Source organism: Rhodococcus sp. YL-1 (assembly GCF_001942025.1).
Lineage (GTDB): Bacteria > Actinomycetota > Actinomycetes > Mycobacteriales > Mycobacteriaceae > Rhodococcus_F > Rhodococcus_F qingshengii.
The window spans coordinates 6,339,561-6,360,898 of sequence record NZ_CP017299.1 but is presented as its reverse complement, the minus strand read 5'-3'; the positions used below and the strand labels follow the sequence as shown (position 1 = coordinate 6,360,898).

At 63.8% G+C, this 21,338-nt stretch carries 17 protein-coding genes; 5 read left to right on the top strand and 12 right to left on the bottom strand.

What is annotated here, in order from left to right; all coding sequences use genetic code 11:
* Positions 1 to 63: 63 nt before the first annotated feature.
* From BH682_RS29580 to BH682_RS29570, 3 genes are all read left to right on the top strand, one after another.
* Positions 64 to 1,065, top strand: a complete 1,002-nt coding sequence (locus BH682_RS29580; RefSeq protein WP_003942510.1) for a ParA family protein — start codon at positions 64 to 66, stop codon at positions 1,063 to 1,065.
* A gap of 1 nt (position 1,066) precedes the next feature.
* The gene (locus BH682_RS29575) at positions 1,067 to 2,107 is read left to right on the top strand and encodes a ParB/RepB/Spo0J family partition protein (protein ID WP_007729136.1); all 1,041 of its coding nucleotides are present in this window, start codon (positions 1,067 to 1,069) and stop codon (positions 2,105 to 2,107) included.
* 255 nt (positions 2,108 to 2,362) lie between these two features.
* Positions 2,363 to 3,046, top strand: coding sequence for a hypothetical protein (locus BH682_RS29570; RefSeq protein ID WP_003942495.1), 684 nt, complete (start codon positions 2,363 to 2,365; stop codon positions 3,044 to 3,046).
* 20 nt (positions 3,047 to 3,066) lie between these two features.
* Here BH682_RS29570 and BH682_RS29565 read toward each other — a convergent pair whose 3' ends face one another.
* The 4 genes from BH682_RS29565 to nox form a co-directional block, all read right to left on the bottom strand.
* Positions 3,067 to 4,257 (bottom strand): N-acetylmuramoyl-L-alanine amidase, encoded by a 1,191-nt coding sequence (locus BH682_RS29565; RefSeq protein ID WP_003942558.1) that lies wholly within the window; start codon positions 4,255 to 4,257, stop codon positions 3,067 to 3,069.
* A gap of 128 nt (positions 4,258 to 4,385) precedes the next feature.
* Positions 4,386 to 4,709, bottom strand: coding sequence for a thioredoxin (trxA, locus tag BH682_RS29560; RefSeq protein WP_003942530.1), 324 nt, complete (start codon positions 4,707 to 4,709; stop codon positions 4,386 to 4,388).
* A gap of 38 nt (positions 4,710 to 4,747) precedes the next feature.
* On the bottom strand, positions 4,748 to 5,755 hold the full coding sequence (gene trxB / locus BH682_RS29555; protein WP_003942521.1) for a thioredoxin-disulfide reductase: 1,008 nt from the start codon (positions 5,753 to 5,755) through the stop codon (positions 4,748 to 4,750).
* 131 nt (positions 5,756 to 5,886) lie between these two features.
* Positions 5,887 to 7,098: a 4,4'-dithiodibutanoate disulfide reductase gene (gene nox, locus BH682_RS29550; RefSeq protein ID WP_064075696.1), complete on the bottom strand. Its 1,212-nt coding sequence runs from the start codon at positions 7,096 to 7,098 to the stop codon at positions 5,887 to 5,889.
* Between the two features lie 98 nt (positions 7,099 to 7,196).
* Here nox and BH682_RS29545 point away from each other — a divergent pair, with 98 nt between their 5' ends.
* Positions 7,197 to 7,763, top strand: a complete 567-nt coding sequence (locus BH682_RS29545; protein WP_054781440.1) for a helix-turn-helix domain-containing protein — start codon at positions 7,197 to 7,199, stop codon at positions 7,761 to 7,763.
* A 9-nt stretch (positions 7,764 to 7,772) separates the two neighbouring features.
* Here the strand turns inward: BH682_RS29545 and BH682_RS29540 are convergent, their stop codons facing one another.
* The 5 genes from BH682_RS29540 to BH682_RS29520 are packed head-to-tail and all read right to left on the bottom strand — an operon-like array spanning position 7,773 to position 16,177.
* Positions 7,773 to 8,489: a hypothetical protein gene (locus BH682_RS29540; protein WP_075835075.1), complete on the bottom strand. Its 717-nt coding sequence runs from the start codon at positions 8,487 to 8,489 to the stop codon at positions 7,773 to 7,775.
* 53 nt (positions 8,490 to 8,542) lie between these two features.
* Positions 8,543 to 9,169 (bottom strand): RNA polymerase sigma factor SigM, encoded by a 627-nt coding sequence (gene sigM, locus BH682_RS29535; RefSeq protein ID WP_075835073.1) that lies wholly within the window; start codon positions 9,167 to 9,169, stop codon positions 8,543 to 8,545.
* Between the two features lie 47 nt (positions 9,170 to 9,216).
* Positions 9,217 to 13,257, bottom strand: coding sequence for a lipid II flippase MurJ (locus BH682_RS29530; protein ID WP_075835071.1), 4,041 nt, complete (start codon positions 13,255 to 13,257; stop codon positions 9,217 to 9,219).
* Positions 13,254 to 15,608, bottom strand: coding sequence for a DUF6049 family protein (locus tag BH682_RS29525; RefSeq protein WP_075835069.1), 2,355 nt, complete (start codon positions 15,606 to 15,608; stop codon positions 13,254 to 13,256). The genes BH682_RS29530 and BH682_RS29525 overlap by 4 nt, the downstream gene beginning before the upstream one ends.
* Positions 15,605 to 16,177, bottom strand: a complete 573-nt coding sequence (locus tag BH682_RS29520) for an NUDIX hydrolase (protein ID WP_030537486.1) — start codon at positions 16,175 to 16,177, stop codon at positions 15,605 to 15,607. Before BH682_RS29520 ends, BH682_RS29525 begins: the two co-directional genes overlap by 4 nt.
* Before the next feature lie 111 nt (positions 16,178 to 16,288).
* On the opposite strand from BH682_RS29520, the gene BH682_RS29515 reads away from it, so the two are divergent.
* A complete protein-coding gene (locus BH682_RS29515) occupies positions 16,289 to 17,740 on the top strand; it encodes a CCA tRNA nucleotidyltransferase (RefSeq protein ID WP_003942535.1) in 1,452 nt (483 codons plus the stop codon).
* Here BH682_RS29515 and BH682_RS29510 read toward each other — a convergent pair.
* The 3 genes from BH682_RS29510 to BH682_RS29500 are packed head-to-tail and all read right to left on the bottom strand — an operon-like array spanning position 17,724 to position 21,299.
* Positions 17,724 to 19,031: an MFS transporter gene (locus tag BH682_RS29510; RefSeq protein WP_075835067.1), complete on the bottom strand. Its 1,308-nt coding sequence runs from the start codon at positions 19,029 to 19,031 to the stop codon at positions 17,724 to 17,726. The genes BH682_RS29515 and BH682_RS29510 overlap by 17 nt on opposite strands.
* Positions 19,032 to 19,054: 23 nt before the next feature.
* Complete coding sequence (locus tag BH682_RS29505; protein ID WP_075835065.1) at positions 19,055 to 20,692, bottom strand: acyl-CoA dehydrogenase family protein; 1,638 nt, start codon at positions 20,690 to 20,692, stop codon at positions 19,055 to 19,057.
* Positions 20,676 to 21,299, bottom strand: a complete 624-nt coding sequence (locus BH682_RS29500; protein WP_007729115.1) for a TetR/AcrR family transcriptional regulator — start codon at positions 21,297 to 21,299, stop codon at positions 20,676 to 20,678. Before BH682_RS29500 ends, BH682_RS29505 begins: the two co-directional genes overlap by 17 nt.
* Positions 21,300 to 21,338: the final 39 nt, after the last annotated feature.

Genomic DNA, 21,338 nt, shown 5'->3' with positions numbered 1-21,338 from the left:
TCGAGAGCAATGTACAGATGATGAGAGCACCTAGTGATCGATTCCCAATCGAAGGAGCAGTCAATGTCGGGTCGATCTGAATCCGCCGTTTCACGTGAAACACCGAAGCAGCACACGAGTGCGGGTGCGGATCAGATCGTCAACGACGACGACAATTTCACCGCCCCCTACGCGGCGATCTCCTCGGAGGAGACCCCCATCGGGGCGGCCGCGCATCGAGCGAGCCAAGTGCTTCATCCCCATTCGGTGACGCTGCCGAAGCCGGCGTTCCGCCGCGTGATCACCATCGCGAACCAGAAGGGTGGCGTCGGCAAGACGACGACCACGGTGAACCTTGCGTCGGCGCTCGCTCTTCAAGGGCTCACTGTCCTTGTGGTCGATTTGGACCCTCAGGGCAACGCCAGCACCGCTCTGGGCGTCGTCCATACCTCGGGCACCCCGTCGAGCTACGAGCTGCTCATAGGCGAAGTGAAGGCCCCGGAGGCGATCCAGACCAGCCCGCACAGTGAGCGCCTTCTCTGCATCCCGGCAACGATCGATCTGGCGGGCGCCGAGATCGAATTGGTCTCCATGGTTGCCCGCGAGAATCGACTCAAAGGCGCGCTCAACGACAAGGTGCTCGCAGAGCTTGACGTCGACTTCGTCCTCATCGACTGCCCGCCCTCGCTGGGACTGCTGACCGTCAACGCGATGGTCGCTGCCAAGGAAGTTCTGATCCCGATCCAGTGCGAGTACTACGCCCTCGAGGGGGTCGGTCAGTTGCTCCGCAACATCGAACTCGTCCAGGCTCATCTCAACCCGGATCTGCATGTCTCCACCGTCCTTCTGACGATGTACGACGGGCGCACCAAGCTGGCCGACCAGGTCGCCGAAGAAGTACGCAAGCACTTCGGTGAGGCCGTTCTGCGCGCTGTGATTCCGCGCAGCGTGAAGGTGTCCGAGGCTCCCGGATACGGGATGACAGTTCTCGACTACGACCCGGGTTCACGTGGCGCCATGAGTTACCTCGACGCCGGCCGTGAACTTGCCGCCCGCTCTGCCACCACGACGACCCAGGAGCAGTGAGATGAGTCAAGCACGCAAAGGTGGATTGGGCCGCGGCTTGGCTGCTCTCATCCCCACTGGGCCGGCCACGGCGCCGGGTCTGGGATCGGCTGCAGCGGACGTCGTAATCGGCGTCGACAAGCGCAACCCCTCCCCTCCCCCACCGACCAAGGCGGCCCCGAAAACGCAGAAAGCCACCAAGGCGTCGGCTGCGAAGGCTCCGGTGGAAGCTGAGCCGGAGACCGAACTCGAGCCGACCGGCGCGGTCTATCTCGAGATCGAACCGAGCCTGATCGAGACGAACCCGAAGCAGCCTCGCAGCGTTTTCGACGAGGAAGCACTCGCGGAGTTGGTTCACTCGATCCGCGAGTTCGGCTTGATGCAGCCGATCGTGGTCCGTCGTCACGGTGACAAGTACCAACTTGTCATGGGTGAGCGTCGCTGGCGCGCGAGCCAGGAAGCCGGGCTGGAGAAGATTCCGGCGATCATTCGTGAAACAGATGACGACTCGATGCTGCGCGACGCGCTCCTCGAGAACATCCATCGAGTGCAACTGAACCCCCTCGAAGAGGCAGCGGCGTATCAGCAGCTGCTCGAGGAGTTCGAAGTCACCCACGAAGAATTGGCCAATCGGATCGGACGTTCGCGTCCCGTCGTGACCAACATGATTCGTCTGCTGAAGCTGCCGGTGGCGGTTCAGCGTCGCGTTGCGGCCGGTGTACTTTCGGCCGGCCATGCTCGCGCGCTGCTGTCCCTCGAGGCGGGTGCCGACGCTCAGGAGGTCATGGCGGCGCGCATCGTCGCGGAAGGAATGTCTGTTCGCGCGACGGAGGAAGCAGTCACTCTGGCCAACCGGGCGGATAATGAGATCGCTCCCCCACAGAAGCGCAAGCCCATCGTGATGCCGGGCCTGCAGGATGTGGCCGAGCGGTTGTCGGACTCGTTCGACACTCGGGTGACTGTGAGTCTGGGCAAGCGGAAGGGAAAGATTGTGGTCGAATTCGGCTCGGTCGACGACCTACAACGCATCGTCGGAATGATGGAAGCACAGAAATCCAAGTAGAGAACTCGGATGCCCGTTTGGTGACGTAATCATGATGACCGGGCACACCACCTATTTTCGTCACTGTGACAAATCTAGGTGGTCCGAGCTTCTCGAAATCTTGAAGCGGGACGAAAGATGTTGAACAGCAATACATTAGGGCGATCAACTCTCGTGTCACTGCCGACATGTCGTAGCTGGCCTATCCTAGAGAAGAGAAAAGCGGCGGGCGAGCATCAAAACCGCTTCGGGGACCTACGGAGAGTGAGTTAGTCAGTGTCGACTCACGTCATCACCTCTCTCACACTCGACAGCCTCGATCAGCTTTCCGCCCATGCGCGCCGATGCGTGTTCTGGGAGATGGACCCGGGCGCGCTTCATGACGCCCGAGGATTCTGTGATCAGGAATTCGAGAAGGAAGCCTGGCTGTCGATGGTCATGCTCGAGTGGGGTTCGTGCGGACAGGTCGCCGTCCGCGACGGAAAGCCGCTCGGCAGTGCGTTGTACGCCCCTCCCCGCATGATCCCGCGCGCGCAACTGTTTCCCACCAGCCCGGTCAGCTCGGACGCAGTGCTTCTGACAAGCCTTCGCCTCGAGCCCTCGGGCATAGAGGAAGAACTAGGGCCGAGCCTGCTGGCCGCTGTCGTGACAGATCTGGTCCGACGAGGAGTTCGTGCGCTCGAGGCATTCGGTATCCGTAGCGGCGACTTGGGGCCAGCTTCCGACGTGGCCAGTGCAACGGCAGCTCTGGAATGTTCACCCGCAGAATGCATGATCAGTGCCGAGTTCCTCGAGGACTACGGTTTCGAGGTCGTGGCACCGCACCATCGTTATCCGCGCCTTCGTCTCGAACTCAATCGAGATCACGAATGGAAAGTCGACGTCGAAGAAGCCCTCGACCGTCTACTGAAGGCCGCAGCTCTCGAAATGGTGGAGATCAGCGAACTCGCCAGAGTGTGAGCAGGTGCCGACCGCAGGACCTACGAAATGCGGTCGGCTACCGAAAGTTCTTCTGCGAGAAGCTCGGCGAAGGTGAAGGTGCCGGTCGGCTGATCGTCTTGACCCAGTAGGTACAGCCGCTTGACCGAGATCAAGATGGCTTCGGCGATGGTGTCACGCATCCGCGGATTCGTCAGTACCGCAACGTCGGACGCGTTGGACAGGTAGCCGAGATCGATCTGTACCGTCGGCATGTTGGTCAGGCGCAACAACTCCCACGTTCGACCGTGAGTTCTGCAGTCCCGCAACGGAGTTCGCGCAACGATCTCGCGCTGAACGAAACCGGTCAACACCTGCCCGATCATCGAGACCGAACCGTGCGAATTTCCGAAGTGGAAACTCGCGACGCCGTTCGCCGACGGGCTCGAGTTGCTGTCGCAGCGCAGGGAGATCATCAGATCGGCGTCGAATGCGTTGGACGTCAGCGCGCGCTCGGCCTCGCTCGGATCGGCGTTGTGCGGGCGGGAGAGGAAGGTTTCCATCCCGGTTGCTGCCATCCGCCCCTCGAGGCGCATAGCCAGATCCCACAGGATGTCGGCTTCGGAGATGCCGTTGACGATGGTGCCGGTGGACGGACCACCGAGGCCTGGATCGATGACGATGCGCTTGCCGCCCAGTTGCGGGCCCTTGCGCCGCACCAGTTCCTCTTCGCTGATCGCATGTGGGGAACCACCGGTGACGCGGGTTCCCAGAAGTTCCAGCGAACGGAGTGTCTGCGGTCCGCAGATACCGTCGGCGGCAATCCCGATTTCACGCTGGAAAGACGAGAGAGATTCGTGGGTCTGCGGGCCGAAGAAACCGTCGACCCGACCTGCGTAGAAGCCGAGGTCCTGCAATTTGGCCTGCAGAGCTGCGACGTCGTCGCCGTACAGCGGCGCAGAAAGCTGGTAAATCAACGTACGGGCGCCCAGGCGGTACGAGGCCTCGCGAAGTGACCGATAGGTGGCCGGGCCCACGATGCCGTCGACAAGGAGCCCACGCTGCTGCTGGAAGGCGCGAACGGCGCTGTCGAGTTGATGATCGAAGATGGCGTCGGGTGCAACCCAGTGGGCACCGTCGGCGCTTTCACGTCGAATACCGGAAGTTCCGTGATGGAGGTATCCCAGCTTCGTCAATGTGCCCCGAATCTCGGCGACGGCCGGGCCGTGATCGCCGTGTCGGAGTCTGTGCATGCGTGAAAGCCTCTCGGATCGGTTAACGAATTCGATCGATGTGCCTGGTCGTAGACCCGATCAGGCACATCGATCGATTATCTCAGAAATTCTGTGGATTGCGAGAATCCACGATGCTCATCCAGCCGTCAGAGAACGTCTGCGAGGTCCTTGAGCAGTGCGGCCTTGCCCTTGGCGCCGACGATCGTCTTGATCGGCTTGCCGTCCTTGAACAGGATCATCGTCGGGATCGACATGACCTGGAAATCGCGGGCGGCCGCCGGGTTGGCGTCGATGTCGAGCTTTGCGACGGTCAGCTTCTCGCTGTTCTCACCGGCGATCTCCTCGAGTACCGGGGCGACCATCTTGCACGGGCCGCACCAGGTTGCCCAGAAATCGACCAGAACGGGCTTGTCGCTGCCCAGGACGTCCTGCTTGAAGGAATCGTCGGTGATGGTGACGGTATTCGACACTGTTACTCCTCGAGGGTTGGGTTCGACAGCTTGATGAATCAGGGAGCGCCGACGACGTCGACCGTGTGGCCGGCTGCGTCGAGCGTGTTGGCGGTGATGTCGCCGCGGTCGGCCAGCCAGCGTTCGGCGTCGATTGCTGCGGAGCATCCGGTGCCGGCAGCGGTGATCGCCTGACGGTACGTGTGATCGACCAGGTCACCGGCAGCGAAGACGCCGTCGACGGAGGTCGCGGTGGAACCGGGAGCGACGCGCACGTATCCGGCGTCGTCGAGATCGACCTGGCCCTTGACGAGCTCACTGCGCGGGTCATGGCCGATGGCGACGAACATGCCGGTGATCTCGAGTGTGGAGGTCTCACCCGTGACGGTGTCACGAACGACGAGCCCGGTGACGCTGTTCTCACCGAGCACCTCGACGGGCTCCGCGTTGGTCAGGAAGCGGATCTTCTCGTTGGCCTTGGCGCGCTCGAGCATGATCCGTGAGGCGCGGAATTCCTCGCGGCGGTGCACCAGGGTGACCGAGCGAGCGAAGCGGGTCAGGAATGTTGCCTCTTCCATCGCGGAGTCGCCGCCGCCGACCACGACGATGTCCTGGTCACGGAAGAAGAAGCCGTCGCAGGTGGCGCAGGCGCTGACGCCGCGGCCGAGGAGGCGTTCTTCACCGGGAATACCGAGGTAACGGGCTGCCGCACCCATGGCGAGGATGATCGCGTGCGCGGCATACGTTTCGCCGTTCGCGACGACCGTCTTGATCGGGCCGCTGAGATCGATCTCTTCGACGTCCTCGGTGCGGATGTCGGTATCGAAGCGAAGTGCCTGCTCACGCATCTGTTCCATCAGGTCGGGGCCCATGATTCCTTCGCGGAATCCGGGGAAGTTCTCGACCTCGGTGGTGGTCATGAGGGCGCCACCGAACTGGGTTCCCTCGAACAGCAGGGGCTGGAGCTCAGCGCGCGCGGTGTAGACACCAGCGGTGTATCCGGCCGGTCCGGAACCGACAATGATGACGTCATGGACCGCGGGCGTGTTTTCCAGCTGGGTGGTCATGCGAGCCTTCCAATAGTGAGTGCAGACCCTCCGCTTCTTGGAGAGCCGTACCGATCAACACCAGGATAAGGGGTGTTGTTCCCGCACTCCGCTGGAAAGTGGCTCACAGCCGGCGGCTCACAGCGCGGGACTCACTGGGCGGGGCGCGGTGCCTCCCGAACCACCAGCGCGTCCCGAACCACACAGCGCGTGCCGGTGTAGATGGTGGGCATGCACTTGTTGCAGTGGATACACAACCCCTCGTCGACGCTCTCGGCTCGGAATTTGTTGACCAGTTGTGGGTCCCTGAGGAGCGCACGCGCCATGGCGACGAATTCGAATCCTTCATCCAGTGCGTGCTCGATGGTGTCGACGCGGTTGATGCCGCCGAGCAGGATCAGTGGCATCCTCAGCGCCTGTCGGAACTGACGGGCGAAGGGCAGGAAGAAGCCCTCCTCGAACGGGTACGTCGGAAAGAGTTTGGGACCGTAGAACTTCAGCCCGTACCCGACGAGTTTGGGTTGGGAGGCGACAAACTCAGCCAGTGGGACCTCGCCACGGAAGAAGTACATTCCGTTGAGAAGTGAACTGCCACCGGTCAATTGCATCGCGTCGAGGTGGCCGTCGGCTTCGAGGATCTGGGCGATCGGCAGGCTCTGGTCGAGCCACAGACCTTTCGGCACCCCATCGGACATGTTGAATTTCGCGGTGACCGCCACGCTGGATCCAGCGGCCCGTCGCACCGCTTCGACGACTCGACGCGGATACTCGGCGCGCTTGGCGACGCTGCCACCGTATCGATCGTGGCGCTTGTTCAGATTGGGGCTCATGAACGAACTGAGGAGGTAGTTGTGGCCGAGATGGACCTCGATGGCGTCGAATCCTGCGTCCACGGCGACGCGAGCGGTCCGTTCGAAGTCGGAGACGACACCGTCGAGTTCGGCGAGTGTCGCGCCCTTGACGAGGCCCATCGCGGGCGGACTCAGCCGGGTCGACGGCGCCAGAGTCTTCGTCTTGTTGGAGAGCGTGTTGGCGACCAGTCCCGCGTGGCCGATCTGCGCCGCAGCAAGTGCGCCTTCGGCGTGGACGGCGTCGGTCAGTCTGCGTAGTCCCGGCAGCGCGCGCTCGTCCATGACAAGGGTGTCGCGGTGGACTCGTCCACCTGGTGAGACGGCGCAATAGGCGACAGTGGTCATCGCGGCCCCGCCGCGGGCCACCTCGGCGTGGAAGTTGATCAGATCGTCCGAGACCGCTCCCCGGGGCATGACGCCCTCGAACGTTGCAGCTTTGACGATGCGGTTGCGCAAGGTCAGAGGGCCGAGACGTGCGGGTTCGAATATCGACGGTGTGGGCGCTGTGGTCATTTTCAACTTCCTGCGGCGGCCTGATCTTTACGATGCCAGTGGACTCGTAACTACGACGATATAGCGCCTACTGCCAATCTGTCCGACAATTCGACACGATGAATGCCACAGGATCAGGTCGCCCACGAGACCCACGCATCGACGACACAGTCCTCGAGGTCACCCGAGCGATGCTCCTCGAGGTCGGTTGGGATCAACTCAGTCTCCGGGCGATCGCGGCACGGGCAGGGGTCAGCCGAGCCTCGATGTCGCGGCGATGGCCGTCGAAGGCACATCTTGTTCTCGGGTCGATCCTGGGGGCGACACCGGACCTGACACCGTTCGAGGGCACCGATCGCGACGGCTGGATCCGTTGGGTGGTGGAGGGAAGTGTTCAGCTCTTCTCCCGTCCCGAGGTTCGCGCCGCGTCGCCAGGATTGCTGGCGGCCCTGCGCGACCACGACGACCTGCGCAACGAATTGTGGCGCGGGTTCAGTGGACCGAGTACGCAACTGTTCCTTCAGAACGCCGAAGATCCTGAATCGGCACTGCTCGATGCCAAGGCCGTGCTGGTATTGGCGGCCGGGGCAGCGATGTTTTCGAGTCTGATAGCGGTCGAGGACGATACAGATGCGCTACGCGAAAGAATCCTCGAGCTCTTACTCCCGGCGGCATCGCCGCGCTGACCGTCGACGTCAGCCGATGTTCTTGACCGACAACGTATTCGGATTCCCGTCGCTGCAGTTGATGCCAACAGTCAGTGCAGTGATCTGACGCGGCTGCGATCCCGTGAAGAGTAGGACTATCGCCGGCGCCCCGTCGATGCGAATCTCGCCGGAACCGAGCAAAGGCCGGCCCTCATCGATGCCGTTGGCGCGTAGGCATCCGGCAAGTTTGGATGGATCATCCAGTGGTCCAAGGTTTTTGGATCCGACGAGTGAGAGCAGAGACGCCGAATCCGGATCGTCGACAGCAGGCGTCGCCGGTGTGCTCGGTTGAGCGACAACACTTTCGGCAGGTTCGGAATCTCGGATTCCGATAACAACGATCACGAAGGCCGCCAACACGGCTGCTGCGGCACCGAGAACCCACGCTTGTGGGCGCCGCCGGAACGGCACGACAGATGCCTCAGCTGGCGGCTCCAGCTGTTCTGACTGTAGATCCAGTGCCGAATTGATTCGCTCGGCAAGCGAATTCGGAATCCGTTCGTGAGAGGCCTCGCGCGAGTTCAGTGTCGCGAGTGATGCCGTGACGCCGTCAAGGGCGGTGACAAATGCATGGGCGTCAGGATCTGCGTGTACCACCGGCCACAGAGCCGCACTGGTTTCGGAATCGAGAACCCCGGCGTGAAGATCTGCGAGTAGGTCTTCCGAAAACGGAGGCGACGGAACGCGAACAGACGGATCTGTCATGAACCCTCCCTCGGCAGTCGGTGCGGACCCTTACAAGATAGGACGCGGCCGGTTCACGAATGGTTCCCGCCTTCGCGAAAGTCCTCCAACTGGGCGGCGAGACGCTTGCGCGCGCGGGCGCAGCGACTCTTCACGGTCCCTACGGGCACTCCCAACCTCTCGGCGGCCTCGGCTACCGGATACCCCTCGACATCGACGGCGACGACGGCAGCACGCTGCTCAGGCGGCAGCGATGCCAGTGCCTGTTCGACGGTCAGGCTCATGTCCACTGTCGCCGCATAGTCGCGGTGATCGCGGGGTTCCTCCGCGTTCTCCGAAGACAGAGAGAACGCCGCCCGTGATTTGTTGCGTCGGATCCGGTCGAGGCAGGCATTGACCACGATGGTGTGGAGCCAACTACGCACCGCCGCGTCGCCGCGGAACTTCGCGGCCTTGCGGTGCGCGGACAGCAGACCCTCCTGGAGAGCGTCTGCCGCATCCTCGTCCGAGTAGCTCGTTCGCCGGGCAACGTGCCACAGATGATCCTGATGCCGGAGCAGTAGTTCACGGAACGCGTGTCGATCGCCCGCGACATGAGCGGTCAACAATTCGAAATCCGTCGCCTCGAGATTCTTGTTCTCGAGACTTCTGGATTCGAAATTTCCGGCTCCGCCCCCGGTGCCCCCCCGATAACTGTGCACGGGCGGATATTAGCCCAGTCGGTAGGTTTCAGAAGGGCCAAGGGCGATCACTTTGCAGCAGTGAAAGCAATCTCCGAGATGGATGTCTGGTTTTGTCCGGATTCGGTGCTGAGCTGCGTAATCCAAACCAGGACATACTGACCCGAGCCGTCCGAAGTGACTGGAATGTCGGTCACACCGTTCTTCAGGACACCCGATCCGATTTCCTTGGTCTGATCCAGTGAAGTATTCGCAGAAGGGGCAGAACGGATTTCAACGACGGTTCCCGGCGAATCAGACGTGATCGCAACGTTCTTCAGGTTGGCGGCATCGGCAAGACTCACCATCAGGCCGACACCGTTCTTCAGTGACGGGAACGGCTGGAAGTACGAGTCCGACGACCACGCAGTGGCCGGGTTGCCGTCGATGGCGTTCTTGGCCGTTGCCGGTTGATCCGGCGTGCCCTGGGGTGAGAACACCGTTACGGCCGAGGCAGCTACCGGCACGGTTGCCGCCGCCGGTGCGGGCGCGGGTGAATTGTTCTCGGGCGCAGTGGCTTCGGTGGTCAATCCGAAACTCTGCTCGCTGAGAGGGGTGTCGTTACTACCACCCGAGAGGAAGCTCGCTACCCACACCACAAGGAGAATCAGGACGATCACGGTGAAGACGCCGAGTGCCGTCAGTGCCGCGAGCATCCGCGTCGACTTCTTCTTCTCGGCCTCGATGGCTTCGGGGTCGTTCAGTGCATGACCGGACGCTCCCTGTTCGCGGTGGCCGAGACGAAGTGCCGGAATCATTTCCGTCTTGTCGTTCACGACGGATGCCTGATCGAGGATGTGCTGCACGGTGGCAGCAGTGCGGATTCCACTCTCCGACTGCAACGCTCGAACCGCAACGGCCGAGATGTCGAACGGAACCTCCGGACGGACGACCCGAGGCTCGACGATGTTCCCGTCGGCGCCGCGGCCGGCGGGAAGCAAACCACCGACGGGACCGGCGGACGGATCGGCGAGCGGCCAGCGCGCCGTGATGAGCGAGTACAGCATGGCGCCGAGACCGCGGACGTCGCTGGTGGAATCGGCGTCGGCAAGCGTCGCCGGGAACGCCAGTACGGCGTCACCGTTGATGCTGATGCGAACGCGGTCCGGGTGATCGATGGACAGCGCACCGCCGGTGCGGTGAGCAGCTTCGGCAGCCGCCGCGAGGGCGCGGATGGCGCGGGCTGCACCGATCGGCGACGGCGTCGTCTCGGCCATCTCACGCAGCGAGCGGCCGGGAGTCCATTCGGCGACGACGATGCCGCCCGAGCTTCCGCGGACGACGTCGAGGACGCGAGCCAGACCGGGCGAGTTGATTCGTCCCAGGCGCAGAGTGCGTGAGAGAACTGCCTGCGGTCCGGACTGGCTGTCGTCATCACCGCGCTGATCGGCGTCGACGAACGTCAGGGCTACTTCACGGTCGAGCTTGACGTCGAGAGCTTCCCAGAACTGCAGTCCGCGGGTTCCGCCGTGCGGCGCGAGCAGACGGTAGCGTCCGCCGGCGACAGATGCGCCCGGGATGAGCTTGGGTCCACGTGGCATCGGTCGCTGGGCCGGTCGTGATGCGGATCCGGCGGAAGGTGTGCGAGGTGCAGCGGGCGGTGGTGTCTGAGCGGCAGCCGTCTTCTGAGATTCGGGTGCCTTCTTGTCCGGAGCAGGCGTCTTCGGCGCGGGTGTCTTCGAGACAGGTGCTGAAGGTGTCTTCGACACGGGCGCCGAAGGTGTCTTGGACACACTGACCGGAGGTACCGGCGGAGCGGCCTTCTGCACCGGCGGCTGCGGCTTCTGACCCTGCGGGCTTTGGCCCTGCTGCGGTCGCTGTGCGGGCTGCTGTGACTTCTGACCCTGCTGTGGCTTCTGACCCTGCTGTGGCTTCTGGCCGGCAGATGCGGAGGAACTCGTGGATGCAGGTGTGCCCGACGATGCCGTTGACTTCTGTTCGGACGCTTTCACGGCAGAAGTCCCGGCACTCTTGTTGCCGGAAACGTTGTCGTCGCTCACCCTCGCTCCTTCTCCATCGATAGCCCGTCCCCGAATACGCGCGGGTTGCGATCCTGTACGCCCACGACCAGGGTACGGGAGCGCACCCGGTCGTTCTTGCTCGTTTGATTCCGTTCTGATTGCAGGAATCAGCTCGGTGACGTCGTCGTCGGTGTTGTTACGTGTGTCCGGTTCGGCGCGACCTGTCAGTGAACGAATCTTGCGGGAGACCGCAACCGTTACCGACAGGACTTCCGGAACCTTCTTGAAGTAGAGAATCGTGAAGGTGATCGCGAGCATCAGGATGCCGCCGACGGCGACGCGAACCATCGAGCCAGGTCCGCCGAAACGCTCGGTGAGTTGATCGAATCCGAGGACCCGGTCGACCGCGAGCATGGTCAACGACCCGGCCAGCGAGGCGAGTACGACGGACCAGACTGTCTTGCCCACGTTGGACATCTGCAGGTTTCCGAGGCTGCGGTGCAGGAGGTACCCGCCGATGACGGCGCCGGTGATGTATCCGAGACCGTTGGCCGCACCGAGCAGGATCACGACCTGATCGCTGTTGGATGCGAAGACCGGAGCGAGCGCCGAGAAAGCGATTTTCACTGCAGTGATGCCGAGAACGATCCACGTCGGCGTCCAGGCCTGTTCGCGGGCGTAGAACACTCGAAGTTGGATCAGGACCAGTGCGTACGGAATCAACGTGAATGCCGACCAGCTCACAGCGGTGCCGAGTCGTTCGGCCTGTTCGGGTCCGAAGCGGCCGTAACCGTAGAGCGCTTCACCGACCTGCGGGCCCATGAAGGTCAGGAACATGATGATCGGAACCAGCGTGATCATGGTCAGACGCGTTGCGACCGACAGATCGTCCACGACGGCCGGGGTGTCGTCGGCAGCAGCGTTGCGGCTCAGGCGCGGCATGATCGCCGTCAGAACCGTCACTCCGAGCACGCCGTACGGGAGCTGCAGGAGCAACCAGGCCTGGCTGTAGATGGCAGGGCCGGCTTCGTCGGCGTGGGAGGAGATCTTGGTCGCGAAGATCATGCCCATCTGGCTGATCAGGACGTACAAGACGATGGCGACGGCCATGCCGCCGAACTGGCGCAGGCGGTCGTCGAGACCCCACAGCGGCTTGAGCGAGATCTTCTCGCGGCGTAGCGCGGGGATCAGGCTGGCTGCCTGCACGATGACGCCGATGGTGATGCCGATGCCGAGGGTGAGCAGCTTTGCATCGCCCATCGAGACCGGATCAAGCGAGATCTCGCCCGGAGTCAGGCGGTAGATCACGAGCACCACGAGGACGACGACGTTGTTGAGTACGGGAGCCCAGGCTCCGGGCTTGAAGATCTGCCTGGTGTTCAGAAACGCTGTGAACAGTGCCGACAGCCCGTAGAACAGGATCGCCGGCAGAAGTAGATACGACAGCGCCGTGGTCAGGTCGGTGCTGACCTTGCCGTCTTCGGACAGGAAGACGTATTTGGTGAGTACGGGTGCTGCCAGGGTCGCGAGCAGCGCGGCCATGCCCAGTAGGACGAGCGACGCCGTGAAGAGGCGTCGGACAAACGCTTCGCCGTGATCGGCGTCCTCCCGCTCGGCGCGGACCAGCACGGGGACGACGATCGCGGTCAGAACGGCGCCCAAGACGAGCTCCGCGATCATGTTCGGAATCTGGCTGGCGACGGTGAACGAGCTGGCGATGGCCGGACCGAGGACCATCAGGATCATCAACTGCTTGGCGAATCCCGTGATGCGGCTAGTCAGCGTCGCGATCGCGATGGAACCCGTTGCCGCGAGGAGTCGAGAGTTCGTCTCCTTGCGTTCCCCGACCTGGACATGGGCGTCGGTGTCGAACTCGTCCGACGTGGTCGTCTGCCGGTCGGCGAATTCCATCTCGGCTTCGCGGTACCGGGGGTAGTCGCGGATCACCGGGATGGTCATGGTGGGTGCGTCGTCGAAACGTGCGTCCGGGTTGACCGGCTGGATCGGGTAACCGCGCTCCCACGGTGGCATCCGAGGATGCGAACGGGTCGTGGCACTCTTGCGGGTGATCGCCGAGCGGCGACCCTCCTCGGGTGGATTCCCGGTCATGAGCGTTCGTACCCTTCATCTGCTGGGTCCGGCTGACCCTTGAATCGATGCCACAGCCGTCGCCCTGCCAGGAACAGCAGCAACCCTCCCGCTGTCGCCGTCACGGCGGCCAGGGGACGACCGTACGCATTCGACCGTACGGTCACGCTGGTCGGCGTACCCAATTGGCGGCCATCTGTCGTGGTCAGCGAGAAGTTGACTTCCAGCTTGCGAGAATCGTTCATTTCCGCGGGCACAGTCAACTGTCGGCTACCTCGCGGCGGAAGCTGTTTGGGACCGATGTCACTGATCTGCATCTCGGGTGGGGCTTCCACACGCAGGTCGACGTTGATGGCGATGGGCAGCTCGTTGCGCGCCACCAGCAGGAGCGGACTCTGCCCCGACGCGAGGGTGTAGACGCCGCCCGGAGACACCACACTGACGGCCCGGTACATCCCGTCGACGGCTTCGGTGACGTTGTCGGCGCGGATGGTCGCGGCCCGCTCCGCCCGATTGACCGACGCGGAGTCGACGTTGCGGCGATCGGCCAAGGTCATCGAACGGAGTAGATCTTCGCGGAGCGGCGCCGTGAATCCCCGGGGGGTGAGCGAAGCCGCCGGATCGTCCACGAGCGAAGCTTCGAGCCCGTCGATACGCGGAAGTTGGGTGGTTGCGGTCTCGACGACGGACGTTTGCGGACCGTCCTGGGTAGCCCGGTCCGGGTAGTCGAGAGTGGCGGCGTCCGTCGCGCCCGGTTGCCTGCCGAGCAGTGCCGGCAGGGCCTGAGGTGAGGCGAGCCCGGACCGGATGAGGGTCGCGAGCATCGAGAGCACCGCCGTGGCGTCGTTGCTGTCGGCGGTCCACAGTTGCGGCGGCGCGAAGATCTGATTGCGCGGCAGCGACGTCGGCGTCAGCGCGGCCCAGGCCATCGCCCCCAGCGCGTCCTGACGCCGGGCGCTGCGCGATTCGATGTCGATGGTCGGCGCGGTGTCGTCGGGGATGTACGACGGGACCTGCGGCTCCGAGCCGGTGGCGGCCAGCGCCGCTGCCGCCGAGGTGTCGAAGGCAAGCGCGTCGAGTGAGCCGGTTATCCGCGACGACAGCTGCGGAGCTGCCGAGTCGACGGAAGTGTCAGCCACCATCGCTGTGGTGGGATTCACGCTCAGCACCTCTGCGGTGGCCGAGTCGAGGACACCCGAATCCGGCCAGACGAAATCTCGCAGTGAGGTCACGCCGAGGATGTTGTCGACGATGTCCGCCGGCCGTGTGAGCGCGGTAGCCGTCAACTCCGGATTGGCCACCGAGGTGACCGCGGCGAGATCGGCCTGGGCGAACGGAACCGCCGTCGTGCACATCGAGGACGCGAGGGTCTTCACCCGGCCGAGCCACTGGTTGGCGGCGTCGCTGCCGCGGCCTTCGTGCGACGGCCCGGTGGGGTCGGACGAGTTGTCGGCCACGAGGTATCCGCGAGTCATGTTCTCGACGGTGATCAGAAGGTCGGGGTCGATTGCCAGGCAGAGCGCATCCGTGACGCGGCGATCGGAATCGCTCTCGGGCTTGGTGGCGTTCTCCACCGCATCGACCAACGCGTCCAGACGGCCGCCGTCGGAAAGTTCGGTGGCAAGTTCGTCGTCGATCAGGCGTACGGGCTCGTTGACCGCGCCGGGGATTCCGCCGACGAGTCGTGGCGCGTCGGCCAGCGGCCACATGAGCGTGACGCCGATCGGGGCGGACGTGTCGGGGGGAACGACCGCCGTGGCGGACGAACTGGGGGTTCCGGCTGTGGCGTTCGATTCGGCTGCGGCCGGCACACCGAGGACGGGGAGCAGGAAGCGTGCGTCGTCGAGTCGGGCGGCACCGCCGTACTCCGGGGTGCCGTTCACGTTGACGAGCATCGGGTAGACGCCCGGTTCGGTGATGTCGAGAGACAACCCGGTAGTGCTCCGCAACGGCAAGGTGAGCGTGAACTGCTTGGACTGGCCGGTGTCGAGGGTGGTGGCAACGGTGTCGAATTCGCCGACCGTGTCGAAAACGGCCTGGTCGAAGTCGAGTGCTGCGCGCACGTCCGAACTGGAGTCGATCGCGGGAGCGCGTTGCAGCCTCACCCCGACGTCCTCGACGGGACGGTCACCGACGTTCTTCACCGTGCCCTTGACCACGACGTTGCGGTCGCTGGTGGTCGTCACCGTGGTCGGTGCGGTGGAGTCGATGGTCAGTTGCAGAAATTTGGCATCGTTGGTGTTTCGCGCCGGGGCGCGCTCACTGGGCTGGCTGGACGGCGCTGCACCTGCGACGGCCGTCGTTGCAGGCCCGAAACCGACAGCGGCTATCACCAAAGCGGCCACACCGGCCCGCCGCAGAGCCATTCTCATCCGGCGTCCGGTTCCTTCGGGCGCTGTTCTTGCCGTATTTCCGTTCGCGGCATCTCGGCGATCATCTGGGACGCGAGTTCTGCGAGTTTGCGCTCGTCGGCGTATGCGAGGCGCGAGTGCAATTCCGTCAGCGGCACCCAGGCGACTTCGGTGACCTCGATGTCCTCGTCGGAGAGTTCACCGCCGAGAAAGCGGAGGAGGTAGTGGTGCACGGTCTTGTGGACGCGTCGACCTTCGGTCACGAACCAGTAGTCGATGCTGCCCAGCGGTGCCAGGACGGTTCCCTGGATACCGGTTTCTTCTTCGACCTCACGCATCGCGGTCTGCTCAGCGGTCTCACCCTGCTCGATATGGCCCTTCGGTAGCGACCAGAGCAGGCGTCCGCGGCGGTCGGTTCGGCCGATCAGTGCAGCGCAGAGGCGTTCCGGGGGTCCTCCCCAGCCATCGACGACCAAGCCGCCCGCAGAAGTTTCACGGACGGTTCGCATCAAAGGTTTATCGGGGTTGCCGACGGCAGGTCGACGCCGCGGGTTGCGGCGACTCCTGTTTGTTCGTTCGGCACCAGACACCTCATCGATACTAGTTGGCGTTGCAGCGTTGCCCGGTAACCCGCGCAAAGCGGTCTATCGCGTTCGTATGCGCGTTCTGCTATTTGCGCACCTTAAGTAAGCTCCTTTCACGTGACTGTCCCTACCTCCGACGCTGATCGCCGCCTACGACTGCTTGCCGACGCCACTGCAACGCTCGGCACGTTGTCCGACGTGTTGAACCCGCTCGGTGAGCGTTTTGCTGCGGCCGGTCACGAGCTGTTCCTGGTGGGTGGCAGTGTTCGCGACGCGATCCTCGGCCGCTTCAGTGGCGATCTGGACTTCACGACGGACGCCAGGCCGGAGAAGGTTCAGGCTCTGCTCAAGGGCTGGGTGGACAAGCAGTGGGACACGGGCATCGAGTTCGGGACCATCAGCGCCATCAAGCACGGCCAGGAGATCGAGATCACGACCTTCCGGGCCGACGCTTACGATCGCGTCTCTCGTAATCCGATAGTCGAGTACGGCACGACGTTGGCCGACGATCTGGTGCGCCGCGATTTCACCGTCAACGCGATGGCGATGAAGATCGGCGCGGACGGTTCCTACACGTTTGTCGATCCGCTGAACGGCATGGACGCGCTGTTGGCCGGAGAGCTCGATACGCCGTCGGCGCCGGAAAACTCGTTCAACGACGATCCGCTGCGGATGCTGCGTGCTGCCCGGTTCGTCTCGCAGCTTGGTTTCACGTTGAACAATCGTGTTTTCGAGGCCATCAAGGAGATGGCGTCGCAGATCGAGCGAATCACCGCCGAGCGTGTGCAGGTGGAGCTGAACAAACTGATGCTGGGCATGTACCCGGTGGACGGCATCAACATGATGGTCGACTCCGGACTGGCTGCATACGTGCTGCCCGAGGTTCCGCAGATGAAGCTCGAGATCGACGAGCATCACCAGCACAAGGACGTCTACCAGCACTCCCTCACGGTGCTCCAGCAGGCGATCGATCTCGAAGAAGGCGATCCGGACCTCGTATTGCGTTGGGCAGCACTGCTTCACGACATCGGAAAGCCGGATACCAAGCGTAACGAGCCTGGCGGTGGGGTCAGCTTCCACCACCACGAGGTGGTCGGCGCCAAGCTGGTGCGCAAGCGCATGCGGGCACTTAAGTTCTCGAAGCAGATGGTCGACGACGTCTCGCAGCTCGTGTTCCTGCACTTGCGTTTTCACGGCTACGGCAAGGGACAGTGGACCGACTCGGCGGTGCGGCGGTACGTCACCGACGCGGGCGAGCTGCTCCCCCGCTTGCACAAGCTCGTGCGGGCCGACTGCACCACACGCAACAAGCGTCGCGCCGCGCAGCTGCAGGCCACGTACGACGACATCGAAGAGCGGATCGCGCGCATCGCCGAGCAGGAAGACCTTGCTCGGGTGCGTCCGGACCTCGACGGCAACGCCATCATGGAGCTGCTGAACATCCCGGCCGGCCCGCAGGTGGGCAAGGCATGGACGTTCCTCAAGGAACTACGTCTGGATCGCGGCCCGCTCGAGCGTGACGAGGCCGAGGCCGAACTGCTGAAGTGGTGGGCTACCCAGCAGGGCTAGTTTCTCGTTTCTTGCGGTTGATCAGCACCGCTGACAATCCGGCGGCATAGACACCCGCACCGGCAACGGCCAGGCCGACGCTCTTGCCGTCGGGTGCGATCACCGTCGACGCTGCCGCGATCGCACCGATGAACGCGACGTTGAACACGGTGTCCTGCAGTGCGAATACCTGACCACGACGGTCGTCGTCGATGTCGATCTGCATGGCCGCGTCGCCGCTGAGTTTCACGGACTGGCCGGCGATGCCGAGCAGGAAAGCGGCGATCAGCAGCGACCCCTGAGTCAGCGTGGTCACGAAGACGAGCTGGACGAGAACCGCGCACACCAGGGCGTAGGTGATCGTCCGTGAGCGACCGATCCGCGGGATGAGGAACGGTGTGATCAATGCCGCGATCAGCATTCCGATTGCCGTGGCGCCGACGGCGACGCCGAATCCGGCCATCCCTCCAGGCAATTGGGAGCCGTTCGAGGTGTCGCGCAGGACCAGCACCATGATGAGGGTGTTGATGCCGAAGCAGATGCGGTGCGCTCCGATTCCGATCATCGCCGTGGTGACGCCGGGCGCCTCCCAGACAGCGGTTGCCCCGGTGCGCAGTCCGGCCGTCACCGAACGGACGGCACTGGCGCGGACCACTTCGTCGGCGACCGGACCAAGTGAGCGGGCCGTGAACCTGGCCGCGGCGAGGGCCGCGATCACCGATCCCAGTGCTGCGATGGCCACGGCGGCGCCTGACGCTCGATCCCCCGCGCCGATCATGCCGATGATCGCCACCGCTGCCGAAGCACCCAAGGCTGCTATCACCGAACCAGCGGTTGTGAGAACGGAATTGGTTGCCACCAGCCACGATTGCCGGACGACCTTCGGCAGGGCTGCGGATACGCCTGCCCCGACGAAGCGACTGACTCCGATTGCAGCAAGCGCACAGGTCAACAACAGAGTGTCACCGCCGCCGGCGACCAGCAGCACCGCAGTGGTCAGGATGAAGAGCCCGCGGAGCACGCTCGCCCACAGGAGCACCAGGCGGCGGTCCCAACGATCCAGCAGAGCGCCGGCAAAGGGGCCGATCACCGAATAAGGAAGGAGCAGTACGGCAAAGCCGGCCGCTATCGCCACCGGATCGGTTTCGCGTTCCGGGTTGAAGAGGATTGCGCCGCCGAGCGCGGCCTGGAACATTCCGTCGCCGAACTGGCTGGAAAAGCGGACGAGCGCCAGCCTTCCGAGGCCGGGTGATTCACGCAGGGTGTGCAGTACGCGCTGCCAGGCCTCGCGGCGGTTCGAGGCTCGGTTCATAAGCGGAAACTGTAGTGGGTGGGTCAGGCGCCGATCTTGACGGTGGCCCGCTCGAGGATCGGCGCGACGTCGACGCCCCTCGGCAGCGTTCCGAAGACACTCCCCCAGCTGTTTCCGAGCCGACTCGCGCAGAACGCGTCGGCCACCGCGGGGTGCCCGTAGCGGAGCAACAGCGAGGCCTGCAGAGCGAGCGCCATGTTGCCGACGATCTTTCGTGCCCGGTATTCGATGTCGTCGAAATCGCCGAATGCCACCTGGAGATCCCGCACGGCCTGATCGAAGTGGCCGTCCACTCCACTGGCTCGTTTCAACTCGTCGAAGAACACCTGCAGTGTTTCGGGTTGCTTGGCCATCGCCCGCAGTGTGTCGAGCGCCGCGACGTTGCCGGAACCCTCCCACACCGAAAGCAGCGGAGCCTCGCGATAGAGGCGCGGCATCCGGGATTCCTCCACGTATCCGTTTCCGCCCAGACACTCGAGTGCCTCGGCAGCGTGGATCGGTCCGCGCTTGCAGACGAAGTACTTACTCACGGCCAACGAAATGCGTCGTAGTGCGCTGGCGTGGGCATCGCCTGCGGTTGCGTGGTCGGTCAGAGCGGCCAGCCACATCGCGACGGTGGTCGACGCTTCCGATTCCACCGCCAGATCTGCCAGAACGTTTCGCATCAAGGGTTGGTCGATCAGGTTGGCGCCGAAAGCACTTCGATGCGTCGCGTGGTGAACTGCCTGCATGGTGCCGACGCGCATGCCGGTGGCCGTGCCGATCGTGCAGTCCAACCGGGTCATGTTGACCATCTCGATGATGGTGCGCACGCCCCGGCCTTCTTCGCCGACCATCCACGCGAGAGCGTCGCGGTACTCGACCTCACTACTCGCGTTGGAATGATTGCCCAACTTGTCCTTCAGACGCTGCAGGTACATGTTGTTGAGCGAGCCGTCCGGCAGGACCCGCGGCAGGAAGAAACACGACAGGCCACCAGGTGCCTGGGCGAGGACGAGGAACACGTCCGACATCGGCGCGGAGGTGAACCACTTGTGGCCCGTCAGCAGGTAGCTGCCGTCGGATTGTGGCACTGCCCTTGTGGTTCCGGCACGAACATCCGAACCGCCCTGCTTTTCCGTCATCGACATACCGGCGATCAATCCGGGTTTGGTGAGGGGAGCTTTCAGCGCCGGCTCGTAGTGCCGCGTGGTCAGGAGGGGTTCGTACTGCGCGGCCAGATCCGCGTTGTGCCGCAGCGCGGGGATCACGGCGTACGTCATGGAGATGGGACAGCCGTGACCGGCGTCGGTTTGACCCCACACGGCCATCTTCGCGGCGCGGACGAGGTGTGCGTGTGGATTCGGGTCAACCCACGGAGCGCCGTGCAGTCCCAATTCCACTGCGGTGCTCATGAGTTGGTGATAGGCGGGGTCGTAGCGGACCTCGTCGATACGGTTGCCGTAGCGGTCGTGGGTTCTCAGGACAGGTGGGTGCTCCTCGGCCAGATCGCCCCACTCCTGGGCCTGCGCGCTTCCGGCGCGGATTCCAACCTGATGAACCCCCTCGAGTGCGTCCGATGCTCCTTCGCGGTGTAGTGCCTCGAGGATCGGCGCGTATTCGGCTGCGTCGTAATCGATCAGGGGCGGAACCTGATTGGTGACTTCATGCGTGGGTGTCATCGAAGCTCCCTAACGATCGAAGGGTGAAGGCGAGAATGGCGTCGATCGCAGCGGGATCGGTGGTGCCTCCGCGCAGTGGAAGGATCAGGGCCTCGCCGATTGCCCCGACGATGCACGCTGCCGTCAGAGTGGCGTCCTGTGGCGGTATCTCACCGGTGTCGACTGCCGAACGAATTGCGGTGGCCAGGCAATCGCGGAACGATTCGCGAAACATGAGACGCTGTTCGTCGACGAGTGGGTCCACCGGTTCCACCAGCAGGGCATAGGCGAGAACCGGTGCGCGCATGGCACGTTCGGCGAAGGTGCGAACCGACGCCGATACCGCGGAGCGGTGATTGCCTTCCAGATGTCGGGCGCTGTCTCCGGCGTCCCGAGCCGCGGATACCTCACGGCTGCAGACTGATTGGAACACTTCGGCGAACAATTCGCCCTTGCCGTCGAAGTGTCGATACAGCGTCCCGGTGCCGACGCCGGCGTTCTTGGCCACCGCGGCGATGGAACATCCCGCATAGCCGTGGGTGGCCACTGCCGTCGTGGCGGCTTCGAGCAGTCGGGCGCGTTGGGCGTCCAGTCTTTCCTGTACTGCCGGAGTGCGGCGATAGGCCATGTGAAGAAGTGAACACCCGTTCCGTTCTTGCGTCAAGAG